At 67.9% G+C, this 20769-nt stretch carries 25 protein-coding genes; 22 read left to right on the top strand and 3 right to left on the bottom strand.

The annotated features are described in order from the left end of the window. Positions 1 to 21 precede the first annotated feature (21 nt). The 4 genes from AC1DW4_RS13615 to AC1DW4_RS13600 are packed head-to-tail and all read left to right on the top strand — an operon-like array spanning position 22 to position 2983. Positions 22 to 513 (top strand): GNAT family N-acetyltransferase, encoded by a 492-nt coding sequence (locus tag AC1DW4_RS13615; protein ID WP_477017798.1) that lies wholly within the window; start codon positions 22 to 24, stop codon positions 511 to 513. Between the two features lie 39 nt (positions 514 to 552). After that, positions 553 to 1116, top strand: coding sequence for a DUF1285 domain-containing protein (locus tag AC1DW4_RS13610; RefSeq protein ID WP_477017797.1), 564 nt, complete (start codon positions 553 to 555; stop codon positions 1114 to 1116). Then, on the top strand, positions 1113 to 1778 hold the full coding sequence (locus AC1DW4_RS13605) for a CoA pyrophosphatase (RefSeq protein ID WP_477017796.1): 666 nt from the start codon (positions 1113 to 1115) through the stop codon (positions 1776 to 1778). The genes AC1DW4_RS13610 and AC1DW4_RS13605 overlap by 4 nt, the downstream gene beginning before the upstream one ends. Next, positions 1775 to 2983 (top strand): CCA tRNA nucleotidyltransferase, encoded by a 1209-nt coding sequence (locus tag AC1DW4_RS13600; protein WP_477017795.1) that lies wholly within the window; start codon positions 1775 to 1777, stop codon positions 2981 to 2983. The genes AC1DW4_RS13605 and AC1DW4_RS13600 overlap by 4 nt, the downstream gene beginning before the upstream one ends. Here AC1DW4_RS13600 and AC1DW4_RS13595 read toward each other — a convergent pair. Beyond that, complete coding sequence (locus AC1DW4_RS13595; RefSeq protein WP_477017794.1) at positions 2952 to 3911, bottom strand: endonuclease/exonuclease/phosphatase family protein; 960 nt, start codon at positions 3909 to 3911, stop codon at positions 2952 to 2954. The two genes, AC1DW4_RS13600 and AC1DW4_RS13595, sit on opposite strands and share 32 nt — an antisense overlap. 84 nt (positions 3912 to 3995) lie before the next feature. Between AC1DW4_RS13595 and AC1DW4_RS13590 the strand changes: the two genes are divergently transcribed. From AC1DW4_RS13590 to AC1DW4_RS13535, 12 genes are all read left to right on the top strand, one after another. After that, on the top strand, positions 3996 to 4457 hold the full coding sequence (locus AC1DW4_RS13590; RefSeq protein ID WP_477017793.1) for a DUF4112 domain-containing protein: 462 nt from the start codon (positions 3996 to 3998) through the stop codon (positions 4455 to 4457). Between the two features lie 72 nt (positions 4458 to 4529). Next, on the top strand, positions 4530 to 5087 hold the full coding sequence (locus tag AC1DW4_RS13585) for a sigma-70 family RNA polymerase sigma factor (protein WP_477017792.1): 558 nt from the start codon (positions 4530 to 4532) through the stop codon (positions 5085 to 5087). Beyond that, the gene (locus tag AC1DW4_RS13580) at positions 5084 to 5809 is read left to right on the top strand and encodes an anti-sigma factor (RefSeq protein ID WP_477017791.1); all 726 of its coding nucleotides are present in this window, start codon (positions 5084 to 5086) and stop codon (positions 5807 to 5809) included. The genes AC1DW4_RS13585 and AC1DW4_RS13580 overlap by 4 nt, the downstream gene beginning before the upstream one ends. A 290-nt stretch (positions 5810 to 6099) precedes the next feature. Continuing rightward, positions 6100 to 7557 (top strand): DUF2793 domain-containing protein, encoded by a 1458-nt coding sequence (locus tag AC1DW4_RS13575; RefSeq protein ID WP_477017790.1) that lies wholly within the window; start codon positions 6100 to 6102, stop codon positions 7555 to 7557. 5 nt (positions 7558 to 7562) lie between these two features. Next, complete coding sequence (locus AC1DW4_RS13570) at positions 7563 to 7727, top strand: hypothetical protein (protein WP_477017789.1); 165 nt, start codon at positions 7563 to 7565, stop codon at positions 7725 to 7727. Further along, positions 7720 to 7986: a hypothetical protein gene (locus AC1DW4_RS13565; protein ID WP_477017788.1), complete on the top strand. Its 267-nt coding sequence runs from the start codon at positions 7720 to 7722 to the stop codon at positions 7984 to 7986. The genes AC1DW4_RS13570 and AC1DW4_RS13565 overlap by 8 nt, the downstream gene beginning before the upstream one ends. Next, the gene (locus AC1DW4_RS13560; protein ID WP_477017787.1) at positions 7983 to 8366 is read left to right on the top strand and encodes a M15 family metallopeptidase; all 384 of its coding nucleotides are present in this window, start codon (positions 7983 to 7985) and stop codon (positions 8364 to 8366) included. Before AC1DW4_RS13565 ends, AC1DW4_RS13560 begins: the two co-directional genes overlap by 4 nt. Before the next feature lie 20 nt (positions 8367 to 8386). After that, positions 8387 to 8839: a hypothetical protein gene (locus AC1DW4_RS13555; protein ID WP_477017786.1), complete on the top strand. Its 453-nt coding sequence runs from the start codon at positions 8387 to 8389 to the stop codon at positions 8837 to 8839. Continuing rightward, positions 8799 to 8996 (top strand): hypothetical protein, encoded by a 198-nt coding sequence (locus tag AC1DW4_RS13550; RefSeq protein WP_477017785.1) that lies wholly within the window; start codon positions 8799 to 8801, stop codon positions 8994 to 8996. Before AC1DW4_RS13555 ends, AC1DW4_RS13550 begins: the two co-directional genes overlap by 41 nt. A 268-nt stretch (positions 8997 to 9264) precedes the next feature. Next, entirely contained in the window at positions 9265 to 10089 is an 825-nt protein-coding gene (locus AC1DW4_RS13545; RefSeq protein ID WP_477017784.1) for a flagellin, read from the top strand. A gap of 81 nt (positions 10090 to 10170) precedes the next feature. Continuing rightward, positions 10171 to 10455 (top strand): flagellar protein FlaG, encoded by a 285-nt coding sequence (locus AC1DW4_RS13540; RefSeq protein WP_477017783.1) that lies wholly within the window; start codon positions 10171 to 10173, stop codon positions 10453 to 10455. Between the two features lie 138 nt (positions 10456 to 10593). Next, positions 10594 to 11424, top strand: a complete 831-nt coding sequence (locus tag AC1DW4_RS13535; protein ID WP_477017782.1) for a flagellin — start codon at positions 10594 to 10596, stop codon at positions 11422 to 11424. A gap of 1 nt (position 11425) precedes the next feature. Here AC1DW4_RS13535 and AC1DW4_RS13530 read toward each other — a convergent pair whose 3' ends face one another. Beyond that, the gene (locus AC1DW4_RS13530; protein WP_477017781.1) at positions 11426 to 11551 is read right to left on the bottom strand and encodes a hypothetical protein; all 126 of its coding nucleotides are present in this window, start codon (positions 11549 to 11551) and stop codon (positions 11426 to 11428) included. A gap of 112 nt (positions 11552 to 11663) precedes the next feature. Between AC1DW4_RS13530 and AC1DW4_RS13525 the strand changes: the two genes are divergently transcribed. The 5 genes from AC1DW4_RS13525 to AC1DW4_RS13505 all read left to right on the top strand — a co-directional run bounded on the left by AC1DW4_RS13525 (position 11664) and on the right by AC1DW4_RS13505 (position 17243). Beyond that, positions 11664 to 14483, top strand: coding sequence for an NHL repeat-containing protein (locus AC1DW4_RS13525; RefSeq protein ID WP_477017780.1), 2820 nt, complete (start codon positions 11664 to 11666; stop codon positions 14481 to 14483). An 87-nt stretch (positions 14484 to 14570) separates the two neighbouring features. Next, positions 14571 to 15272 (top strand): hypothetical protein, encoded by a 702-nt coding sequence (locus AC1DW4_RS13520; RefSeq protein ID WP_477017779.1) that lies wholly within the window; start codon positions 14571 to 14573, stop codon positions 15270 to 15272. Next, positions 15272 to 15703 carry a hypothetical protein gene (locus AC1DW4_RS13515; protein ID WP_477017778.1) on the top strand — a complete coding sequence of 144 codons (432 nt, stop codon included), beginning with the start codon at positions 15272 to 15274 and terminating at the stop codon, positions 15701 to 15703. The genes AC1DW4_RS13520 and AC1DW4_RS13515 overlap by 1 nt, the downstream gene beginning before the upstream one ends. Positions 15704 to 15780: 77 nt before the next feature. Continuing rightward, a complete protein-coding gene (gene ssb / locus AC1DW4_RS13510; RefSeq protein WP_477017777.1) occupies positions 15781 to 16272 on the top strand; it encodes a single-stranded DNA-binding protein in 492 nt (163 codons plus the stop codon). 62 nt (positions 16273 to 16334) lie between these two features. Then, entirely contained in the window at positions 16335 to 17243 is a 909-nt protein-coding gene (locus tag AC1DW4_RS13505; protein WP_477017776.1) for a DMT family transporter, read from the top strand. 11 nt (positions 17244 to 17254) lie between these two features. On the opposite strand, the gene AC1DW4_RS13500 is transcribed toward AC1DW4_RS13505, so the two are convergent. Further along, entirely contained in the window at positions 17255 to 17824 is a 570-nt protein-coding gene (locus tag AC1DW4_RS13500) for a superoxide dismutase family protein (RefSeq protein ID WP_477017775.1), read from the bottom strand. A gap of 165 nt (positions 17825 to 17989) precedes the next feature. Here AC1DW4_RS13500 and gyrA point away from each other — a divergent pair, with 165 nt between their 5' ends. Continuing rightward, positions 17990 to 20746, top strand: a complete 2757-nt coding sequence (gene gyrA / locus AC1DW4_RS13495; protein WP_477017872.1) for a DNA gyrase subunit A — start codon at positions 17990 to 17992, stop codon at positions 20744 to 20746. Positions 20747 to 20769: the final 23 nt, after the last annotated feature.

Raw genomic sequence — 20769 nt, 5'->3', positions numbered from 1 at the left:
TACAGCATAGGTGCGCGCCCCATGTCCGCGTCCCTCGCCCCTCTTCCAGCACTCCGGATCGTCCCGGAAACGCCTGCCGACGCGGGCGAGGTCGATCGGCTGGTGCTCGACGCCTTCGGGCCTGGCCGGTTCGCCAAGACGGCCGAACGAATCCGCGAGAGCGCGCGTCTGGCGGCCGGCTATGTCGCACGCGAGGACGGGCGGCTGATCGGGTCCGTGCGGCTGTGGGCGATTACGGTCGGCGGCGTGGAAGCCGTCTTCCTGGGGCCGATCGCGGTGGCGGCCGAGGCGCGCGATCGAGGTCTCGGTGCGGATCTGGTCGGTGCCTGCCTGGGCCGGGCGCAGAGCCTGGGCGTCGCGGGCGTGCTGCTGGTCGGTGACTTACCGTACTTCTCGCGGTTCGGGTTCGAGGTCGCGCCGGACGTGAAGCTGGCCGGACCGGTCGATTTACGACGGGTGCTGTGGCTGACCCTGAGCGCCTCGGCGCCCCAGGGGCTGGCGCTTCCGGCCTGACGTCTTTCGCCGGGCGGCGACGCGGCCTAAGTTCGCAGGATGAGCGGACCCGAGACAGCGACCGGCCTCGCGGGCCTGACAGAGGCCGCCAAACAGGCCCCGGGTCGCGGCCTGCCTCCGGTGCATCTGTGGCACCCGGACCATTGCGGCGATATCGATATCGTCATCCGCGCGGATGGGACCTGGATGCACGAGGGCTCACCGATCGGGCGGGCTGAGTTGGTGCGGCTGTTCTCGACGATTTTGCGGCTGGACCCAGACGGCTATCACCTGGTCACGCCGGGCGAAAAGCTGAAGATCACCGTTGAGGACCTGCCGTTCCGCGCCGTGACGATGGAGCGCGTGGCCGGCGATCTGGTCTTCACCACCGACGTCGGTGATGTCGTGCGGGCAGGACCGGACCACTCCATCGAAGTCGAGACCGATCCTGTGACAGGCGAGCCGGCGCCGCGCCTGCATGTCCGGCGGGGGCTGGAGGCGCGGATCGCCCGGACCGTCTTCTATGACCTGGTCGAGGCGGCCGAGGTTCGTGACGAGCAGTTGATGGTCTCGTCAGGGGGAGCCTGGTTCGCGCTTGGGCCGCCGGGATCCGGCGTCGCATGAGCCTGTCCTCCTTGAAAGCCCGATTGATCGAGGGCCTGTCGCCGTCGGATCAGTGGCGGGCGGATGCGCGCGCCACTCGCTCGGATTTCGACCTCAACCCCGGAGCCGTCCGCTGGGTCGAGGGTCCGCTGAAGCCGGCGGCGGTGCTGATCCCGGTGCTGGCGAGCGGTGATGGCGCAACCGTGCTGCTGACGCGGCGCGCCGACAGCCTGGCGCGGCACACGGGCCAGATCGCCTTCCCGGGCGGTCGGCTGGACGCCGGCGAGACGGCGGTGGAGGCGGCCTTGCGCGAAGCCCGCGAAGAGGTGGATCTGGACCCGTCGCTGGTTCGCGTGCTGGGCCTGTCGGACCCTTACGAGACCGGCACCGGCTATCTGGTGACGCCGGTCGTCGGCTGGATCGACGCCGAGCCCGTGCTGTCGGCCTCGCCTGACGAGGTGGCCGAGATTTTCCGGACGCCGTGGGATTTCCTGATGGATCCGGCCAATCACAGACGCGACCATCTGGAAGCGCCCGATGGCGTGCGGCGCTGGTACTGGTCGATGACCTGGCAGGAACGCTACATCTGGGGGGCCACGGCGGGGATCATCCGGGGTTTGCGCCACCGGCTTTATGGCGACGAAGACGATCTGTCGGAGGCCGCGGCCGAGGACGCGGCGTGACGGCCCGGCTGGAGAGGCAGGGCTGGCTGACGTCCTCCGCGACCAACGCCGTGATGGACGCGCTGGAAGCGGCGGGCGGGCCGGACTGCGCGCGGTTCGTCGGCGGCTGTGTGAGAAACGCCCTGGTCGGGCAGCCAATCGACGATATCGACATCGCGACACGACTGAAGCCAGACGATACCATGACGGCGCTGCAGTCGGCGGGGTTGAAGGTCGTGCCGACCGGGCTGGCGCATGGCACGGTGACGGCGGTGTCGGAGCGTCGTCCTTACGAAATCACCACCCTGCGCCGTGATGTCGAGACGGACGGGCGGCGTGCGGTGGTGGCCTTCACCGATGACTGGTCCGAGGACGCCGGACGACGCGATTTTCGTCTGAACGCGCTTTACGCGGACCGGGGTGGACGGATTGTGGATCCGACGGGGCAGGGGGTCGAGGATGCCCTGGCGGGGCGGGTCGTGTTCGTCGGCGATCCGATCCGGCGGATCGAGGAAGACTATCTGCGCATCCTGCGCTTCTTCCGCTTCCACGCCTGGTACGGCCGGGCGGAGCCGGATGCGGCGGGATTGGCGGCCTGCGCGGAAACTGCGGAGGGTCTGGCCCGCCTCTCGGCCGAGCGCGTGTCGAAGGAACTGCTGAAGCTGCTGGCCGCACCCGACCCCCGGCCGGCCGTGGCGGCGATGCGCATGGCGGGGGTTCTGGAGCGACTGGTACCGGTCTCGGCGTCGTCCGCCGCGTTCGAGGCCATGGTCGACATCAGCGACGATCCCGTTTTGCGCCTGTCCGCCCTGATGCCGGATGATGCGCCGGTGGTAACGGCCGCCGCACAGCGGTTGCGGCTACCTCGCGCGATGGAGGCGCGGCTTGCCGATGCCGCGCCCGGTCCCCTCGACCCGGCCTCGCCGCACGCGACCCTGCGGGCCATGAGCTATCGTGTGGGACGACAGGCCGTGCTGGATCGGCTGATGCGGGGGCTGGCCGAGCGCGGCGGGCGGGGCGACCTCTCCGCTCTGACCATGGTCGCAGACTGGCCTTTGCCCCGCATGCCCGTAGGCGGTCGCGACCTGGCCAGGCTCGGCATCGAGCCGGGGCCTGAGACGGGCCTGATCCTCAAGACCTTCGAGGATGAGTGGGTCGCCGAGGATTTTCCCACGACCGGCCACGAAGAACGGCTCAGTCGGCTGGTGACGGAACGGCGCGGGTGAAACGGGTCACGACCGGCCGGTGGTCGGAGCCGTTGCGGCGACCCAATCGACGGTCCAGCAGGGCCAGGTCCGGGGTGCGATAGACCTGGTCGATCGTCATGGCCGCGGCCGAGGGCAGGGCGCTGTGCCAGGTCCCCGGCCAGCCGGGAGCCGGGATCAGGCCGGTGTCCGACTGGATCTGGCGGCCGATGCGGGCGCTGGAGACGCTGTTGAAATCTCCGGCGACGATCATCGGGCCGGGATGGGCGGCGCGCCAGTTCGACAGGCCGCGAGCCTGAATGATCTGGCCCCACTGGAACTGATAAGGCCACGGCCGCGTCAGATGGACACCGACGATGGTCACGGGCCCGAGCGGCGTGTCGACGACCGTGCCCGCCGCATCCAGCTGCTCGGCGAAGACATCGACCGAACGGATCGGGAACCGCGAGGCGAACACGTAGCGCGACGGCCCCCGGCTGCCATCATGCGCCGGGCCGATGATCTGGAAGGGGTAGTCACCGACGACTCGGCCCATTCCCGCCATCAGAGGCCGGCCGACCTCGACCAGGACGACAATATCGGCATTTGAGGCCTTCACGGATCGAGCGACCGCGTCCACATCGCCGTTCCTGACCCATACATTCGCCGAGTAGAGCGTGAAAACGGGTGCCCCGTCCTCGGCCGAGCCTGTGGGCGCAAACCACTGGGGCCACCCGGCGGCCAGCAAGACCAGTCCCGTCAGCGCGCCTGCCCCGAGCGTCACCCTGAGGCGCAGGGCCAAGGCCACGAGCGCCACCAGCGCACAGGCGAACGCCGCAGGGCCGACGAACTGGGCCAGGATATCGACCCAGCGATGCCCGATCCCGCTCATGGCCGCCACGCCGATCACCATCGACGGTGCCAACAGAAGCAGCGTCGCGCCGGTCAGGATCAGTCGGGCGCGGGACACGGCGAGCCTTTCGATGAAGACGCTTGCGTTTGTTGGTGAACGCGGGTCGGTGTGGGGCGTTGACCACTCGCTTTGGAGGGCGAAATGGCGAAACGGTCTATCGGGGATATCGAGAGAATCTGGTCCCATGTCGAGGGCGTCAAGAAGCTGTCCGACCGGATCATCGGCCTGGGACCGGTCGGCATCGGTCTGGACGGTATCCTGGCCTGGATTCCCGGCGTCGGCCTGGCCTACGGCCTAGGAGCGGGTGCCTTGCTGATCGGACTGGGTCTGCAGGCCAAGGCCTCGCCCGCGACGCTGGCCAAGATGGCGTCCTTCCTGGTCGTCGATAACGCAACCGACACCGTGCCGGTGCTGGGCTGGGCCGTGGACACCGTCTTTCCCGGCCACCTGCTGGCGGCCAAGGCGCTGCAGAAGGATATAGAGACGACGCACTGGGTCGAGGCCAACGAGCGCGAGGCCAAGGCCTCTGGCGATCATGATCGCCATGTCGCGGCGATGCGCGCCGATCCGAAGAAGCGACGTATCGTCTATCTGCATGACTAGGCCCTTCGCCGCGCTTGACGCCCTCGCTCCAAACGGCCCTAGTCGTCCAACCTGTGGCTTTCGGACGGTTCCATGAATGCGATGCTGACGCGCGACGAACTGGCCCTGGCGCTTGGCCGGGCCGGCGAGGGGGACCGTGGTGCCTTCAAAATCGTCTATGAGGCGACCTCTGCGAAGCTATTGGGGGTGTGCCTGCGTATATTGGCTGACCGCCAATTGGCCGAGGACGTCTTGCAGGACACCTATCTGACAGTCTGGAGGAAGGCCTCCACCTTCGACGCGACGCGCGCCAGTCCGATCACCTGGCTGGTGACCATCGCGCGCAACCGCTCGATCGACCGGCTGCGCTCGGCCTCGCCGATGCGACGCTCGGTGCCGGTCGAGGACGCCCACGATCTGGCCGACGCCGCGCCGCTTGCATCCGATGTGGTCGAGACGACGGACGAGGTCGGGCGGTTGAACGTCTGTCTGGAGACGCTGGAGGACAAGGTCCGCACGGCGATCCGCACGGCCTTTCTGGAAGGCGTGACCTATGATGCCCTCGCCAGCAAGGAGAACGTGCCGCTGGGCACGATGAAGAGCTGGATCCGGCGGGGGCTGTTGAGGCTGAGGAGCTGCCTCGAGACATGACCGATACACCCATCGAACCCGCCGACGAGGACCGTGCCCTGGCCGGAGAGCTGGCGCTGCGTGTCCTTCCCGCCGCCGAGGAACGCGCCGCGCGAGCGCGCGAGCAGGCCGACCCTGCCTTCGCAGCCGAGGTGGAGGCCTGGAACGAACATTTGGCCGCCTTCGCCGCCGACATCGCGCCCGTGGTGCCGTCCGCCGGGGTCTGGCCGCGCGTGGAGTCTTCCATCGCCCCCGCGGCCAATGACAACGGCCGGGTCGCGTTCTGGCGCACCTGGGCCGTGGCCTCGACCGCCTTGCTGGCCGCCAGCGTCGCGGGCGTGGCGATCCTTTTGACCCGTCCGGAGCCCGCGCCGATCGTCCAGGCTGCGCCTGAAGGCGGCGTGACCCGGGTCGCCACCGTGTCCTTGACCGAAGGCGGTGCCGCTGTCGTCGCCCTGGCCTATGACACCGCCACCGGCAAGATGTTCATCGCGCCCACCACGGCGCTCAGTCGCGAGACGGGCGTGCCGCACCTGTGGCTGGTCAAGCCCGAGGGCGGCGTTCAGTTGGTCGGGGCCATCGACGGATCGGCCACCAGCCGCCGGACCCTGACGGCTCTTCTGGCCGACGAAGCCGGACAGGCCAAAGCCGTGGCGATCTCTCTGGAAGCGCCGGGCCACACGCCCGCCGCCGACACGCCGGACGGCCCCGTCGTCGCGACCGGCGAGTTGCTGCCGCTCTGACTGCATCCGGACCGAATATCCGGTCGTAGCTGTTTTCGACCGGCTCGTTTCGGCATCGCCTAGTGCGATGACGAGGGTCCTGACAGCCGCGAACCGGTCCGCGGGGAGGCCTCCCAGCCCTTCCATTGGTCTCCCCGCATTTTTTTCGATGTTCGCTCCGGGCTCGAGCCTTGTCCGCGTTCGCGCGGAAAAGCCCAATCGAAACAGCGCCCGCGCGGTTTAATGACCCTTTGAACGCGCCCGGTATCCGGGCTGAACGAGACTGATCTCCGTCCTCAACGGAGATTTCGATGCCTTCCAGCCAGAGTGCCCGCCTTAACCTGCCCTATGTCGCTGCGGGCCAGCTTCAGAAACACGTCACTGTCAACGAAGCCCTGACGCGGCTTGACGGGTTGATCCAGGCCGCCGTGGTCAGTCGCACGATCGCCGCCGAGCCCGGCGATGCCACGGACGGCGATCTTTACATCCTGCCGGATTCACGCACCGGAGCCGTCTGGTCCACCTGGAGCGCGGGCGATCTCGTCCGGGCCGAGTTCGGCGGCTGGACGCGCGTGGCGGTTCAACCCGGAATGATCGTCATCGTTCTGGATGAAAACCAGCTGGTCGTCCGCGACGGCGTCGGCTGGTCGGCTCCGACGCTGGCGGGCGGCGCAATACAGCGTCTGAGCCTGCTAGGGCTGAACGCGACGGCCGATGCCGGAAACCCCCTGACGGCCCGTCTCAACAGCGCCCTGCTGACGGCTCGACCTGTCGCCGAGGGCGGAACCGGAGCCTTGCGGCTGGTTCTGAACAAGGACGACGCCGGCGACGTGATGTCGGTTCTGTTCCAGCGGGGGTATTCGGGCCGCGCGGAGCTGGGCCTGATCGGCGACGATGACCTGAGTTTGAAGGTCAGCGCCGATGGAGCGACCTGGCGAGAGGCCTGGCGGATCGACCCGGACGATGGGCGCATCGCCTTTCCGGCCGGCGCTCTGCGCGCCGAGGCCGTGCTGCTCGACGGCGCCAGCACCTATGTACCGGCCGCCTGGGCCCGGATGCTAACGATCACGGTCGTCGGTGGTGGGGGAGGGGGCGGCACGGGAACCTTCGCCACCACGGGCGACCGGTTGGGCGGCGGCGGCGGGGGCAGCGGCGGCGTGAGCACCGCCCGCTGGAGCACGGCCGATCTGCCCGCGAGCCTGACGATCGTCGTCGGCGCGGGGGGCGCGTCGGGCGCACCGGGTCAGGCCAGCCTCCTGTCGGCGGCGGGCGTGACCCTGCTGAGCGCTCAAGGCGGGAGCGCGGGCGTCTCCGGCGCTTCGGGCGGAGCCGGCGGCCAGGCTGGACTGGGGTTGACGCTGGCAAACGGGGGAGGGGCCTCTGCCACGGGTGTCTCGGCCCAGTCGGGGGCGAGCCTTTCCGGACCCGGTTCGCCCGGCGGCGGCGGTGCAGGGGGCGGTCTGGATGCCACCGGGACCGTGCGGACCGCAGGGGCCGGCGGAGACGGGGCCGCCTTGCTGAGGTCCGCGTCGGGCGGTCTGGCCGGTACCGGGGCGGGTCCGGCGGGCAGCGACGCGGCCACGCCCCGGCTGTCCCTTGCGGGGGGAGGCGGAGCGGGCGGCGCGGCGTCGGCCACGGCCGCGGGTTTCGCTGGAGGGATCGGTGGCCGCTTCGGTGGCGGCGGCGGCGGCGGGGGGGCTGGGTCGACTGCCGGCGGTGCCGGCGGCCCCGGCGGTGCCGGTGTTGTCCTGATCCTGGCCGAGGGGTGAGCGTCATGGCGCGATCTTCAGACACGCTCGACCCCCTGGAACCCGAGCTGCTCGACGCCGAGACCTGGGACCTGCCACGCCGCATGACGCGCCGTGAGGGAGCCCTTTCGGCTGGACCCGACTGGGTCTGGACCCAACCCCATTTCGAAGAGGCTGACGCCGATGACTGATCCCAAAACGCCGCCCCTGGCTGAGGGCCAGTGGCTCTGGCGCAGGCTCTATGTGTTCATGGCGAGTTGCGCGCTGTGGCGGCTGCTGGCGGATGCGATCGCCAGAACCGAACCCGAGGCGATTCCTGCCGTGACGAGTGGGCTGATGAGCCTGTTGGCCCTGACCCTCGTCCTGTATCTGGTCGCGCCGACGGCCCAGCAACTGGTCGTTCTGATGGCCAATCTACGCATCCACCTGACGCAGGGAGGCGCGCGATGAGCTTTCGTTTGTCCGTGCGATCTCGCGATCGGCTGAAGGGCGTCCATCCGTCACTGGTCGGATTGATCGAAGCCGCGATCCTGACCAGTCCGATCGATTTCATGGTCACCGAGGGACTGCGCAGCCCGGCCCGGCAGGCCGCGCTGCTGAAGGCAGGGGCCAGTCGAACGCTGAACTCGCGTCACCTCACCGGCCACGCCGTCGATCTGGCGGCCTTGGTGGAGGGACAGATCCGCTGGGACTGGCCGCTGTATCCGCTGATCGCAGCGCACATCAAGGCGACGGCGGTGGCCAAGGGCGTCGCTGTGGTCTGGGGCGGCGACTGGCCCCGACTGCGCGACGGCCCGCATTTCGAGCTCGATCGCCGGGTGTTTCCGTGAGCGGTTCGGGGCCGATGTCGATGCTCAGGGCTCTGACGCCGCAGGGCTGGACGGTGGCAGTCGCCGTTGCCGTGGTGGTGACGGGGCTGATCCTGGGCGGATTTGGCTTTCGCTGGGATCCGTTCGACCTGCCGCGACGCCGGGTCGAGACGGCCGAAGCGGAGGCGACCCAGGCCATCGCCGAGGCCGCCGTCCGCTCGGCCGAGGCGGCAGGACAGGCCGGTCAGGTCGCCCGCCTGGACGCCGCCCTCAAGACGACCCGGTCGCTGGACCGCGCCACCACATATTCCATTCAGGAGGCCCGAACCGCCGATGACGCCGAACTTCCGCTTTCGACCGATCGTTTTGATCGCCTGCGCGACCATGACCGCGAGCTGTGCCGGATCGCTTCCGACCTCATCGGTTGCGCCGCCGCGCCTGAGCTTGCCGGAGATGGCGAGCCGACCTTGCGACCTGTACCGCCTGCCCGATGACGCGACCCTGGCCGACCTCGAGGTTGGCTATCTGACGCGGGGTCGCCAGATCGCCGACTGCGACCTGGCCCGCCGGATGGCGGTGGACACGCTGACGGCCGAGCGGGGGGCGGAGGACGCCGTGCACCCGACGCGCCGACCCTTTCGCCTGTTTTGAGGGCAGCCGAGATTTGCCGGGGCGGACGCACGGCACCCGCCCCGGCAGAAACTGCCGGGCACCCGGCATTTCCTGCCGCTGCAAGTCGGAAGCGGCACATTCTGCCGACGACCAAGCGTGGTTAAGGCAACCTAACATAGCGTTTTCAATGCGTTGGCCCAGACATCAAATCCACCGCAGTGGCCCGCCGATTGCTTCTGAAAGCCCGAGCAAAATGCTCCCGACGGTCAAAATGACGGTCGGACACCTTGAAACAAGGACTTTCGTCATGGCGCTGAACAGCGTGAACACGAACTCGGGCGCCCTCGTCGCCCTTCAGAACCTGCAAGCCACGAATGCCGAACTGGCCACAACCCAGTCGCGCATCAACACGGGCAAGAAGGTCAACTCCGCCAAAGACAACGGCGCCGTCTGGGCCATCGCCCAGGGTCAGCGCTCGGAAATCTCCGCCCTGGGTGCCGTCAAGGACAGCCTGGCGCGTGGCTCTTCGGCCGTCGACGTCGGCATCGCCGCCGGCGAATCTGTCTCGGACCTCCTGAGCCAGCTGAAAGAAAAGGCCCTGGCCGCGACTGACCAGTCGCTGTCGACGGCCTCGCGCAGCGCCCTGAACGAGGACTTCAAGGCCATCCGCGATCAGATCACCACGGTCGTCAACAACGCCTCGTTCAACGGCGTGAACCTGCTGACCGCCACCACGGGCTTCAGCGCCCTGTCCAACACGTCCGGCTCCACCCTGCGCGTCAAGGGTGAGATTCTGTCGCTGGGCGGTGGCAACGTGACCGTGGCCGCCACGACCACCATCGGCACCTCGACCCTGGCCACCACGGCCCTGGGTCTGGTCAATGCTTCGATCGACAAGGTTTCCGCTTCCCTGGCTCGCCTGGGCACCGGTGCCAAGTCGCTCGACACCCACGCGACGTTCGTCGGCAAGCTGTCGGACGCGCTGGAAAATGGCGTTGGCAACCTGGTCGATGCGGATCTGGCCAAGGAAAGCGCACGACTGCAGTCGCTGCAAACCAAGCAACAGCTGGGTGTGCAGGCTCTGTCGATCGCCAACCAGTCGTCCTCGATCCTGCTCGGCCTGTTCCGATAAGCAACTGACGGAAGGGCGGGGCATCGTGCCCCGCCCGACCGCCTTTCCAGGAGCCGCCGGCCTCCCCCGGCGTGAGGAGCCATGGACACGAATGCCAAACTGACCGTCGTCCCCACCGCCGTCGCCGCCCCGTCGCCCTCGACGCCGGGCGGAGATTTCCAGCAGGGACGCGCCGCGGACGAGGCCACCCGAGCCGCGCGGTATCGCCTGATCATCGAGGAAGGCCCCACCAAGGGCACCTTCGTCTACAAGACCCTGGACAGCGAGACCGGCAAGGTGGTCCGCCAGTTCCCGCGCGAGCAGGTGCTGAAGATGTCCGAAAGCGGCGGCTACGTCGCGGGCGGTCTGATCGACACCAACGCCTGATCCTCAGGCGACAGGCCAGGATTTCCACACCGCGCGGGATCGCCCGACGCGGTTAATCGCCGTGGTGAATCGACGTTAACCATACGCTCACTGTTCTCGCCCTAGGCTTGCAGCCAACATCCCGGGGCTAGAAGACCTATGAGCAACAGCGTTCACACCAATGCCGCAGCCGCCGTCGCGCTGCAGAACCTGTCTCGCACCAACGACAACCTGACCGGCGTCCAGAACCGCGTGTCCACGGGCCTGAAGGTCCAGGGGGCCAAGGACAACGCCGCCATCTGGGCCATCGCCCAGAGCCAGCGCGCCGATGTCGGTGCGCTGTCCGCCGTCAAGCAGAGCCTGGACCGCGCCACCTCGATCGCCGACGTCGCCCTGTCGGCCGGCGAATCGGTCTCGGACCTGCTGAATCAGCTCAAGGAGAAGGTCGTCGCGGCCAAGGATCTGTCGCTCAGCACCCAGTCGCGGTCGTTGCTGAATTCGGACTTCAAAGCCCTGCTGCGGGCGATCAAGTCCGCCGTCGAGAACGCCGCATTCGACGGCGGCAACATCCTGAACGGTGCCCTGACCAATGGCATCAAGTTCCTGGCCAATGCGGACGCCACGTCCTTCGTGACCCTGTCGGGCAAGAACCTGACCCTGTCGGGTTCGATCATCTCGCTGGGTCTGTCGGACAGCCTGCTGACCATCACCGGGGCCACGACGGCCCTGAACAAGCTGGACAACTCGATCACGGCACTGAACTCGGCGCTGGGTGACATCGGGGCGCAGGCCAAGCAGATTTCTGCGCACAGCACCTTCGTCACCAAGCTCACGGACACGCTGGAAAGCGGGATCGGCAATCTGGTCGATGCGGACCTGGCCAAGGAAAGCGCTCGGCTACAGGCTCTGCAGGTTCAGCAGCAACTGGGGGCTCAGGCCCTGTCCATCGCCAACAAGGCCCCGCAGGTGATCCTGTCGCTGTTCCAGTAAGTCAGCCGTAACGTCGGCTGGTGTGGCCGATGACGACGGGGGCTGGACGCTGGCGCGTCATCTGGGAACGCTCGCCGAACCCGTACAGAGCGAGCAGGGACTGAAAAAGCGACTTCGGAAACATCATTGTCTTGCTCCTGTCTGACAGGATCACAACACGATTCGCGGACCTTCGTTCCTGACCCGGACGTTAATGGCCCGTTGAGTCCGTTCTGCGAGAGTGACGCCAGGAGTTTCGCGTGGCCGTCAACAACAGCTATCTGCTTGGACTGTATGGGGGAAGTTACGACCCCTCGCAGTCGGCCGCCCTGACGAACCTGATCACCAAAAAGGCGCAGCCCACCGCGCCATGGACCTCGGCCGGCCAAGCGACCGCGCCAAAGGCCGATGCGCTGGTCCGTCAGGCACTGGGCGGGCGCAAGTTCGTCAACGAGGATGCGGCCCTGCTGGACGTGAAGGGGGCCTCCGCCGACTACAAGAAGCTGTTCGCCCTGTATCAGGGCCTCGACACCCTGAACGCGCTGGCCAACCGGGCCTCGACCAAGGGGCTGTCGTCCACCGAACTCGCGCTGGTTCAGAAGCGGTTCGCCGCCGGCCTCGAAGAGATCGGGGCCTATCTGCCGAAAGCCGATTTCGAGGCGCTGCGGCTGGTGCAGGGGACGTCGACCAGCGTGTCCAAGACCACGGCCGCCGTGCCACGCGACAGCGCCAACTCCATCACGGGCCCGATCCATGAAGGCGCGCTGGACACGCCCGTGGCCGCCTTCGCCGGCGACACGCGGTTCAACATCACGATCAAGGTGCCGGCCGGTGAATCGACCACGACCACCAGCATCGCCATCGATCTGTCGGAACTGGGATCGACGCCGCGCACGCTGGACGCAGTCACCAGCCTGATCAACGGCAAGCTGGAAGCCGCCGGGTTCCAGACCCGGATCGGGCGCGACCAGATCAAGGCCGAACCCAAGACCGTGACGGTCAACGGCAAGGCCGTGACCCTGCCGGCCGGCCCCGACAAATGGGCCCTTGCGATCCGGGGCACCTCGACCGAAACCGTCGGCTTCACCGCGCCGGACACGTCCGACGCCGTCTATGTCGTGCAGTCGGCCGGAGCACCGGCCAAGACCGCGACAACGACGGTCAACGGCGTGACGACCACCAAGACGACCGCCGCCGCCACGACCATCAACCAGATCCTGAAGTTCCAGAGCGACGGCGGAACCGCGACCGCGCCGACCGGTGGCAATATCGGCGAGACCCAGTGGGTCGAAGGGCGCCTGTCGCAGGAAAAGCTGCCCGACGGGGTCAAGACGGTGCGAGCGAGCGCGGTGGGGCCGGACGGTGCGCTGTGGCTGGTGGCGGATGTCGAGTCCGGCTCCGACAGTCAGCCGATCAAGGGCAGCCAGGACGTGGCCCTGTTGAAATACGACACCGCCGGGCGGCTGGTCGCGACCCGCACCCTGGGCGCTGCCTCGAGCGCCAGCGGGTTCGCCCTGGCCGTCGATGCCGATGGAAATGTCGCCGTCGCGGGCTCGGTCACCGGATCTCTGAACACATCGACCACCGACGCCGGCAAGGCAGGGGAGGTCGCGACCGTCGCCGACAGCTTCGTCACCGTCTTCGACAAGGATGGGCAGGAGCAGTGGACGCAGCGCCGGGGCGCGCGGGCGGCGGACGAGGCCACCAGCGTAGCCTTCGGCACCGATGGTGTCGTCTACATCGGCGGTCGGGCGAAGTCGGCGCTGACGGGCTCAAGCTCCGTCGGTGGCTGGGACGGATACGTCCAGGCCTTCAAGGCGGGCGAGCCCTATCCCACGGCCGGGATCGTCTCCAAGGCGATCGGACAGGCCCAGTTCGGCACGGGCGCGGACGACGGCGTCGACGCCGTGACCGTCGATGGGTCCAACCTGTACACCGCCGGGGTCGAGAATGGCCGCGCGGTGGTCCGGCGCTTCACCCTGGACGCATCGGGCGTGCCGACCCTGGCCTCGACGCGCGACCTGGGTGTGATCTCGGGCGAGATCGCCGGTCTGGCGGTCTCGAACGGGCGAGTGATCCTGACGGGCACCAGCCGCGACAGCGGTCTGGCGGCCGGCACCACCACCAATGCCAACTCGGGCGGCCGGGATGTGTTCGTCGCTGCCCTGTCCACCGACCTCGCCGCTGCCGGGACGGATCGGTTGAGCTGGTATGGCGGCGCGGGCGAGGATTCGGCCGCCGACGTCAAGGTCCTGGACGGAAAGGTCTGGATCACCGGCATCGCCGACCGCGCGGTGGACGCCAAGGACACCGATCCGACCCAGGCCTACCTGACCCGCCTCGATCCGCTGACCGGGGCCGTCGAATACGCGCGCACCTGGTCCGGCGACGGCGATCAGGCCAAGCCCCTGACCCTGGCGGTGGCCAGGAACGGGGCCAGCGTCCTGGACCGGCTGGGTCTGCCGCAGGGCGAGATCGACCAGTCGGATTCCAAGCTGCTGACGTCCGCGACGTCCCTGCGCGTCGGCGATCGCTTCTACATCAGCCCTGCGGGCGGGGGACGGGCGACGGCGGTCACCATCGACGCCAAGGACACCCTGGCGACCCTGGCCCGCAAGATCAGCGTGGCCTCCGGCGGCAAGCTGAAGGTCACGATCGCATCGGAAGGCGGCGCGGTGACCGGCAAGGACGGCGAGACGACCACCACGACCGGTGGACTGCAACGCCTGTCCATCACGGCCAAGGACGGAAAGACCGGCGCGGTGCTGACCTCTGGCGAGACGGGACGGGACGCCCTGCTGGGGCTGGGTCTGTCGGCGGGCTACATCGGGCTGGCGGCGGCCGACACGAAGACGAAGACGTTTGGGCTGGGCCTGCCATCCAATCTGAGCCTTTCGAACGCCGATGCGATCAAGGCGGCCGGCGAAAAGCTGCAGAGCGCCCTGAAGGCCATTCGCGACGCCTATCGGGGTCTGGCTCCGCAGGACACCAGCGCCGCGACCGGCGGACCGGTGCCCGCCTATCTGACCAATCAGATTTCCAACTACCAGGCCGCGCTTTCGCGACTGACCGGTTCCTGAGGACAGGCGGCCTTCGCGGTTGACGCATGGGGGGCGCGCGGGGTTATTGAGCCCTCACGCTTTCGCCGTCCCCGAGTGCCCCGCGCCATGCAGCTTCCGAACGACAATCGCGTGATCCTGGCTATCGGCGCCGGTGTGGCGATCCTGGCCGCGATCGTTCTGGCGCTGATGTTCGGCGGCAAGAAAGATCAGACCCAGGCTCCGCCCGTCGATCGCCCGGCCGGGCTTCAGGTCGATCTGGCCGATGCGCCATCGCTGGAGCCGACCCGTGAGCTGCGCTGCTTTGTGGACGGTCAGTTCGTCGGCATGGCGACGCTGGCCGACTGTGCCCAGCGCAATGGTCTGGCGACGGACGGCCTGGACGTCGGGTTGGATGCCAGCGGCAATCTGGCGGCGGCCCCGACGGCGTCGTTCGCGCCACCGCCGGAACTTCCGACCTCCGAGGTCGCCGACCTGAACGACGGGTTCGACGCCCCGGACGCGACCCTTCCCGAAAAGCCCGACACCCAACCGCAGCGCGCGCCGCAGGTTCAGCGCGCGTCCGGTGCGCCGTGCCTGCGCTACACGGGGTCGGAATGGCGCCAGATCTCGGCCGACATGAGCCTGGGTCAGTGTGTGCAGGCGCTCTATGCCGGCACCTGCGTGCGCCCGGGTGACGCCCAGTACGGACAGCACGGTGGGCTGACCCTGCGTCTGGTCCCGCGCCGGGTCGAACAATCCACCGACAACACCCGGTTCCGCATCCTGGCCGACCAGGACCGGAACTGCCAGTTTCCGAGCTTGAACTGATGCGCGCGATCCTCCCGGTCCTGATCCTGTCGACCCTCGCTGCGACGGGGTGTGCCGAAAAGCTGAAGGCCCCTTATGACAAAGGCGTCTGCTACGCCCTGGGGAACCCTCAGAGCGACGACCCGCAGTTCAATGTCGTGGCCCGCGATCAGCCCGCCATCGAATACTGCGCCGCCCGTCTGGAAGAAATGCGAGCCCGGTTCCTGGGCATGGGTGGAAACACGCGCGAGGTGATCGGGTCGTATCAGGGCCGTTTCATCTTCGTGGACGGACGCGGCGTGTCCTATGGCAAGTCGCTGGACGGCATTCGCTTTTTCGCCCTGGCGCGGACCGGCGACGGCCGTCTGGCCGTGCCCCAGGCCATCGAGCGCGAGACGAACGGCCTCGCCATCGTCGAGGAAGCGACACCGCCAACGCCTCCGGCGGGCTAGAACGAAACCGGAACACATGTTAACGACCGCCCTGGGCCAAGCCCGGTGGTCGAGATTTCAGAAAGAGAAGCAAGCTCATGGCGGGAAGCGTCAACAAGGTCATCCTGGTCGGCAATTTGGGGCGCGACCCCGAAATTCGGTCGATGCCGAACGGCGACCGGATCGCCAACCTGTCGATCGCGACGTCCGAGACCTGGCGCGACAAGTCCTCGGGCGAGCGCAAGGAAAAGACCGAGTGGCACCGGGTCTCGATCTTCAACGACAACATCGTCAAGGTCGTTGAAAACTATGTGAAAAAGGGCACTACCGTCTACATCGAAGGGCAGTTGCAGACCCGCAAGTGGACCGACAAGGACGGCGTCGAGAAATACACGACCGAAGTGATCGTCGGACGGTTCAACGGCCAACTGACGCTGCTGGGCGGTCGCGACGGTGGCAGTGCGTCTCAGGGCGGCGGCGGCGGTCGGGGTGGCGACGACGACTATTCGTCGGGCTTCTCGACCGGCGGGGCCAACAAGCCCAGCGGTCCGCGCGAGAGCTACGACCTGAACGACGACATTCCGTTCTGATCGAAACGCCCCGTCACCCAGTGTGACACGCATCGTGCGGCGGATCGTGCGATGAGCACCGCGTGCCCGTGATTCCAGACAAGCCCCACAGCCCGCTGACCCTGATGGAGATCGGCGCGATCGTCGCCATCGTGGTGATCTGGGGGGCGAACAACGCGGCGGCCAAGGTGGCGACCGAGGTCCTGCCGCCGTTGCTTGTCGGCGCGCTCCGGTTCGCCATCGCCTCGGTCTGTCTGATCCCGTTCGTGCGGCCGCCGTTTCCGAACTGGAAGAGCCTGCTGCTGATCGTAGTGATCGGCGGACCGCTCCATTACGGCCTCTTGTACCTGGGCTTCTCGCTGGCCGAGGACGTCAGTCCGGTGTCGGTGGCGTCTCAGCTGTGGATTCCGTTTACGGCTGTGTTCGCCTTCCTGCTGCTGGGCGAGCGGCTGTCGATGGCGGCTCTGGCAGGCCTGCTGGTGGCGTTTGCCGGCATCGTCTGGATGACGGCCGATCCGCATGCCCTGCATGACTGGCCCGCCATCCTGATCGTCGGGGCGGCCAGCGCCTGCTGGGCCATCACGACCGTGATCGCCCGGCGGACGACGTCGATCCCTCCGCTGAAGATGCAGGGACTGCTGGCCATGTTCGCCCTGCCGACCCTGGCCCTGGGCTCCGCCTTCACCGAGAATGGACAGGTCGAGGCCGTCCGCGCGGCGACGCCGCTGATCTGGACCTGCCTGCTCTGGGCCGGGATCGTATCGTCGGTCTTCGCGACTTCGATGGTCTTCTGGCTGGTCCAGAAGCGCGAGGCCGGGCGGGTGACGCCCTATTTCCTCGCCACGCCGGTGGTGTCGATCGCCATCGGCTGGGGGTTCCTGGGCGACGTTCTGACGCCCCAGATCCTGGCGGGGTCCGCCCTGACCATGGGCGGCGTCGCGGTCGTGGCCCTGGCGGAGCGGGGCTTGCGCGCCGGTGCCGCCAAGGCCTGACGCGCTTGCTCCTAGCCGGCGGCCATGACGCCGCAGGCGACCCGGTCGCCCGCGCCGCCAATGGGCTGAGACGTGTGGTCGTCGATATTGGCGTGGATCACGATGGCAGAACCGTCGGCGTCCCACAGCCATTCGCCTGGACCCTCATCGGCGATGCGGGCGCGGGTGGTGAACAGTTCGGCCGAGACCGAGCCGTCGGCGGCGGCGAAGATATTGGGCAGGTCGCCGTCGTCCGGGCCTTCGGCGTTCAGCAGACCATGCGGCTTGGCGGGCATGCCGTGGTTCACGTGCGCCCCTGCGGCGGTGAAAGCCGGTGTGCACTGTCCGACGGCGTGGATATGCACCCCGTGCCAGCCGGGTGTCAGCCCGGTCGCCTCGATGCGGATCAGCAGGCCGGTGGCTCCTTGCGTCAAGACAGCCCGCCCGACGCGCGCGCCCGAGGCATTGACCAGGGTCGCCTCGCCGAAGTCACCCGGTGTCGCACGCGCCATGACATGGTCGCCATAGTCGTTGGCCGTGACGCTGACGCAGGCCCCCAGCGGCAGGGTCAGCAGAGCGAGGGAGAAGAGAGCCTTGCGCATCGTTTTCGTCCTTTCACGGATGGGGTCGAAACCCGGAAAAAGCCCGCGAATCTTTGCTTCGCCGACCCCCGGGTGCTAGAATTCACCTTAGCGGATCACGTTCCGATTCCGGCCATTTAAAGCCAGATTTCCTTGACTGACGACAGCTTCGACAATGACGCGCCCCTGCCTGTTCCCTCGGGAGGTCCTTTCGACCCGGGCGGCGACATCTCCGTGATCTCGATCGAGGATGAGCTGAAACGCTCCTACCTCGACTATGCGATGAGCGTGATCGTCAGCCGGGCGCTGCCGGACGCGCGCGACGGGCTGAAGCCGGTGCATCGTCGCATCCTGTATTCGATGCACGACCTGAACATGACGCCGGAGCGCAGCTATTCGAAGTGCGCCCGTGTGGTCGGGGACGTTCTGGGCCGGTTCCACCCGCACGGCGATGCGTCCGTCTATATGGCCCTGGTCCGCATGGCCCAGCCCTTCTCGATGGGGCTGATGCTGATCGATGGCCAGGGGAACTTCGGCTCGGTCGACGGCGATATGCCCGCCTCGATGCGATACACCGAGGCCCGGATGGCCCCGGCCGCCAGCGCCCTGTTGACCGACATCGACAAGGACACCGTCGATTTCCAGCCGAACTATGACGAAAAGGAGCTGGAACCCGTCGTCCTGCCGGCGCGGATCCCGAACCTGCTGGTCAATGGCGCAGGCGGCATCGCCGTCGGCATGGCGACCAACATCCCGCCGCATAATCTCGGCGAGATCATCGATGCCTGCGTGGCCCTGCTGGATGACCCGGAGATCAGCGACGACGCTCTGCTGGATATCGTGCCGGGTCCCGACTTCCCGACCGGCGGCGAGATCCTGGGCCGCACCGCGCCCCGTAACGCGCTGCGTGAAGGCCGCGGCTCCGTCGTCGTGCGCGGCGTCGCCTCTGTCGAGACGATCCGAAAGGACCGCGAGGCCATCGTGGTCACCGAGCTGCCGTTCCAGGTCAACAAGCAGACCCTGATCGAGCGCATCGCCGAAATGGTCCGCGAGAAGCGCCTGGAGGGTATCTCCGACGTCCGCGACGAATCCGACCGTGCCGGGATGCGGATCGTCATCGAGCTGAAGCGCGATGCGTCGGGCGACGTGATCCTGAACCAGCTTTGGCGCTACACTGCCATGCAGTCGTCGTTCGGTGTCAACATGCTGGCCCTGAACCATGGCCGCCCTGAGCAGATGGGGCTGCGCAAGCTGCTGGAGGTCTTCCTGGAGTTCCGGGAAGAGGTCGTGGTCCGCCGCGTCAAGTTCGAACTGGCCAAGGCCCGCGACCGCGGCCACGTCCTGGTCGGTCTGGCCGTCGCCGTCGCCAATATCGACGAGGTCATCCACATCATCCGTTCGTCCGCCGACCCGGCCGAGGCGCGCGAACGGCTGCAGGCCAAGGCCTGGCCCGTCGGCGACATGATCGCCCTGGTCGAGCTGATCGCCGACCCGCGCAGCGTGCTGATCGACGGCGACAGCCTGAAGCTGACCGACGAACAGGCCCGCGCCATCCTGGGTCTGACGCTCAGCCGCCTGACGGGACTGGGCCGCGACGACATCTTCGGCGAGGCGAGGGGGCTGGCCGACACGATCCAGGGTCACCTGACCATCCTGTCGGACAGGAAGAACATCCTCGCCATCATCCGCGAGGACCTGCTGGACGTTCGCGAGCAGTTCGCGGTGCCGCGTCGCACCGTCATCGGCGAGGGCGACTTCGAGCTGGAAGACGAGGACCTGATCCCGCGCGAGGACATGGTCGTGACCGTGACCCACGGCGGCTACGTCAAGCGTGTCGCCCTGAACGCCTATCGGACCCAGCATCGCGGGGGCAAGGGCAAGTCCGGCATGACGATGAAGGACGAGGACGCCGTCGTCGGCGTCTTCTCGGCCTCGACCCACACGCCCGTGCTGTTCTTCGCCACCAACGGCAAGGCCTACAAGCTCAAGGTCTGGAGGCTGCCGCTGGGCGCGCCGACCTCGCGCGGCAAGGCCTTCGTCAACCTGCTGCCGATCGAGCCGGGCGATTCGATCATGAACGTCCTGCCCCTGCCGGAGGACGAGACGACCTGGGGCGACTACGACATCATGTTCGCCACCCGCTCGGGCGATGTGCGTCGCAACAAGCTGTCGGACTTCGCCACCGTCAACCGTGCTGGCAAGATCGCGATGAAGCTGGAAGACGGCGACCACATGGTGGGCGTCGCCCTGTGCACGGCCGAGGACGACGTCCTTCTGACCACCTCCGGCGGCCGCGCCATCCGCTTCAAGGCCGACGACGTCCGCGTCTTCAAGGGTCGTGATTCGACCGGGGTGCGCGGCGTGCGCCTGCAAGGCGACGACGTGGTCATTTCCATGGCCATCCTGGGTCGCGTCGATGCGACGCCGGACGAGCGCGCGGCCTATGTGAAGCACGCGAACGCCATGCGTCGAGCCACCGAGGGCGAGGATGATACCGTTGTGGTCGATGCGTCGTCGGACGAAAGCGATGAGGCGGAGGGTTCCGGCGACGCTGCCCTGTCCGTCGAGCGCATCGCCGAGCTGGGCGCGGCCGAACAGTTCATCCTGACGGTCACCGAGACCGGTTTCGGTAAGCGGTCATCCGCCTACGAATACCGTCGGACGGGGCGGGGCGGGCAGGGGCTGACGGCCCATGGCCTTGGTGGGCGCGCGGGCACGAAGCTGGCGGCCGCCTTCCCGGTCGAGGAAACCGATGACCTGCTGCTGGTCACCTCCAACGGCCAGATGATCCGCACGCGGGTCAGCCAGGTCCGGATCGTGGGAAGATCCTCGCAGGGGGTGACAATCTTCAAGACCGGCGAAGGCGAACGGGTCGTGTCGGTCGAACGGCTGGCCGAGACGGGCGGCGATGAACCCGAGGTCGAGGGTGGCGGCGAGGAATAGTCCCTCTCCCGGCGGGAGAGGGC

The sequence above is a fragment of the Brevundimonas sp. P2_A6 genome, assembly GCF_056404975.1.
This window is presented reverse-complemented; position numbering and strand designations above follow the sequence as displayed.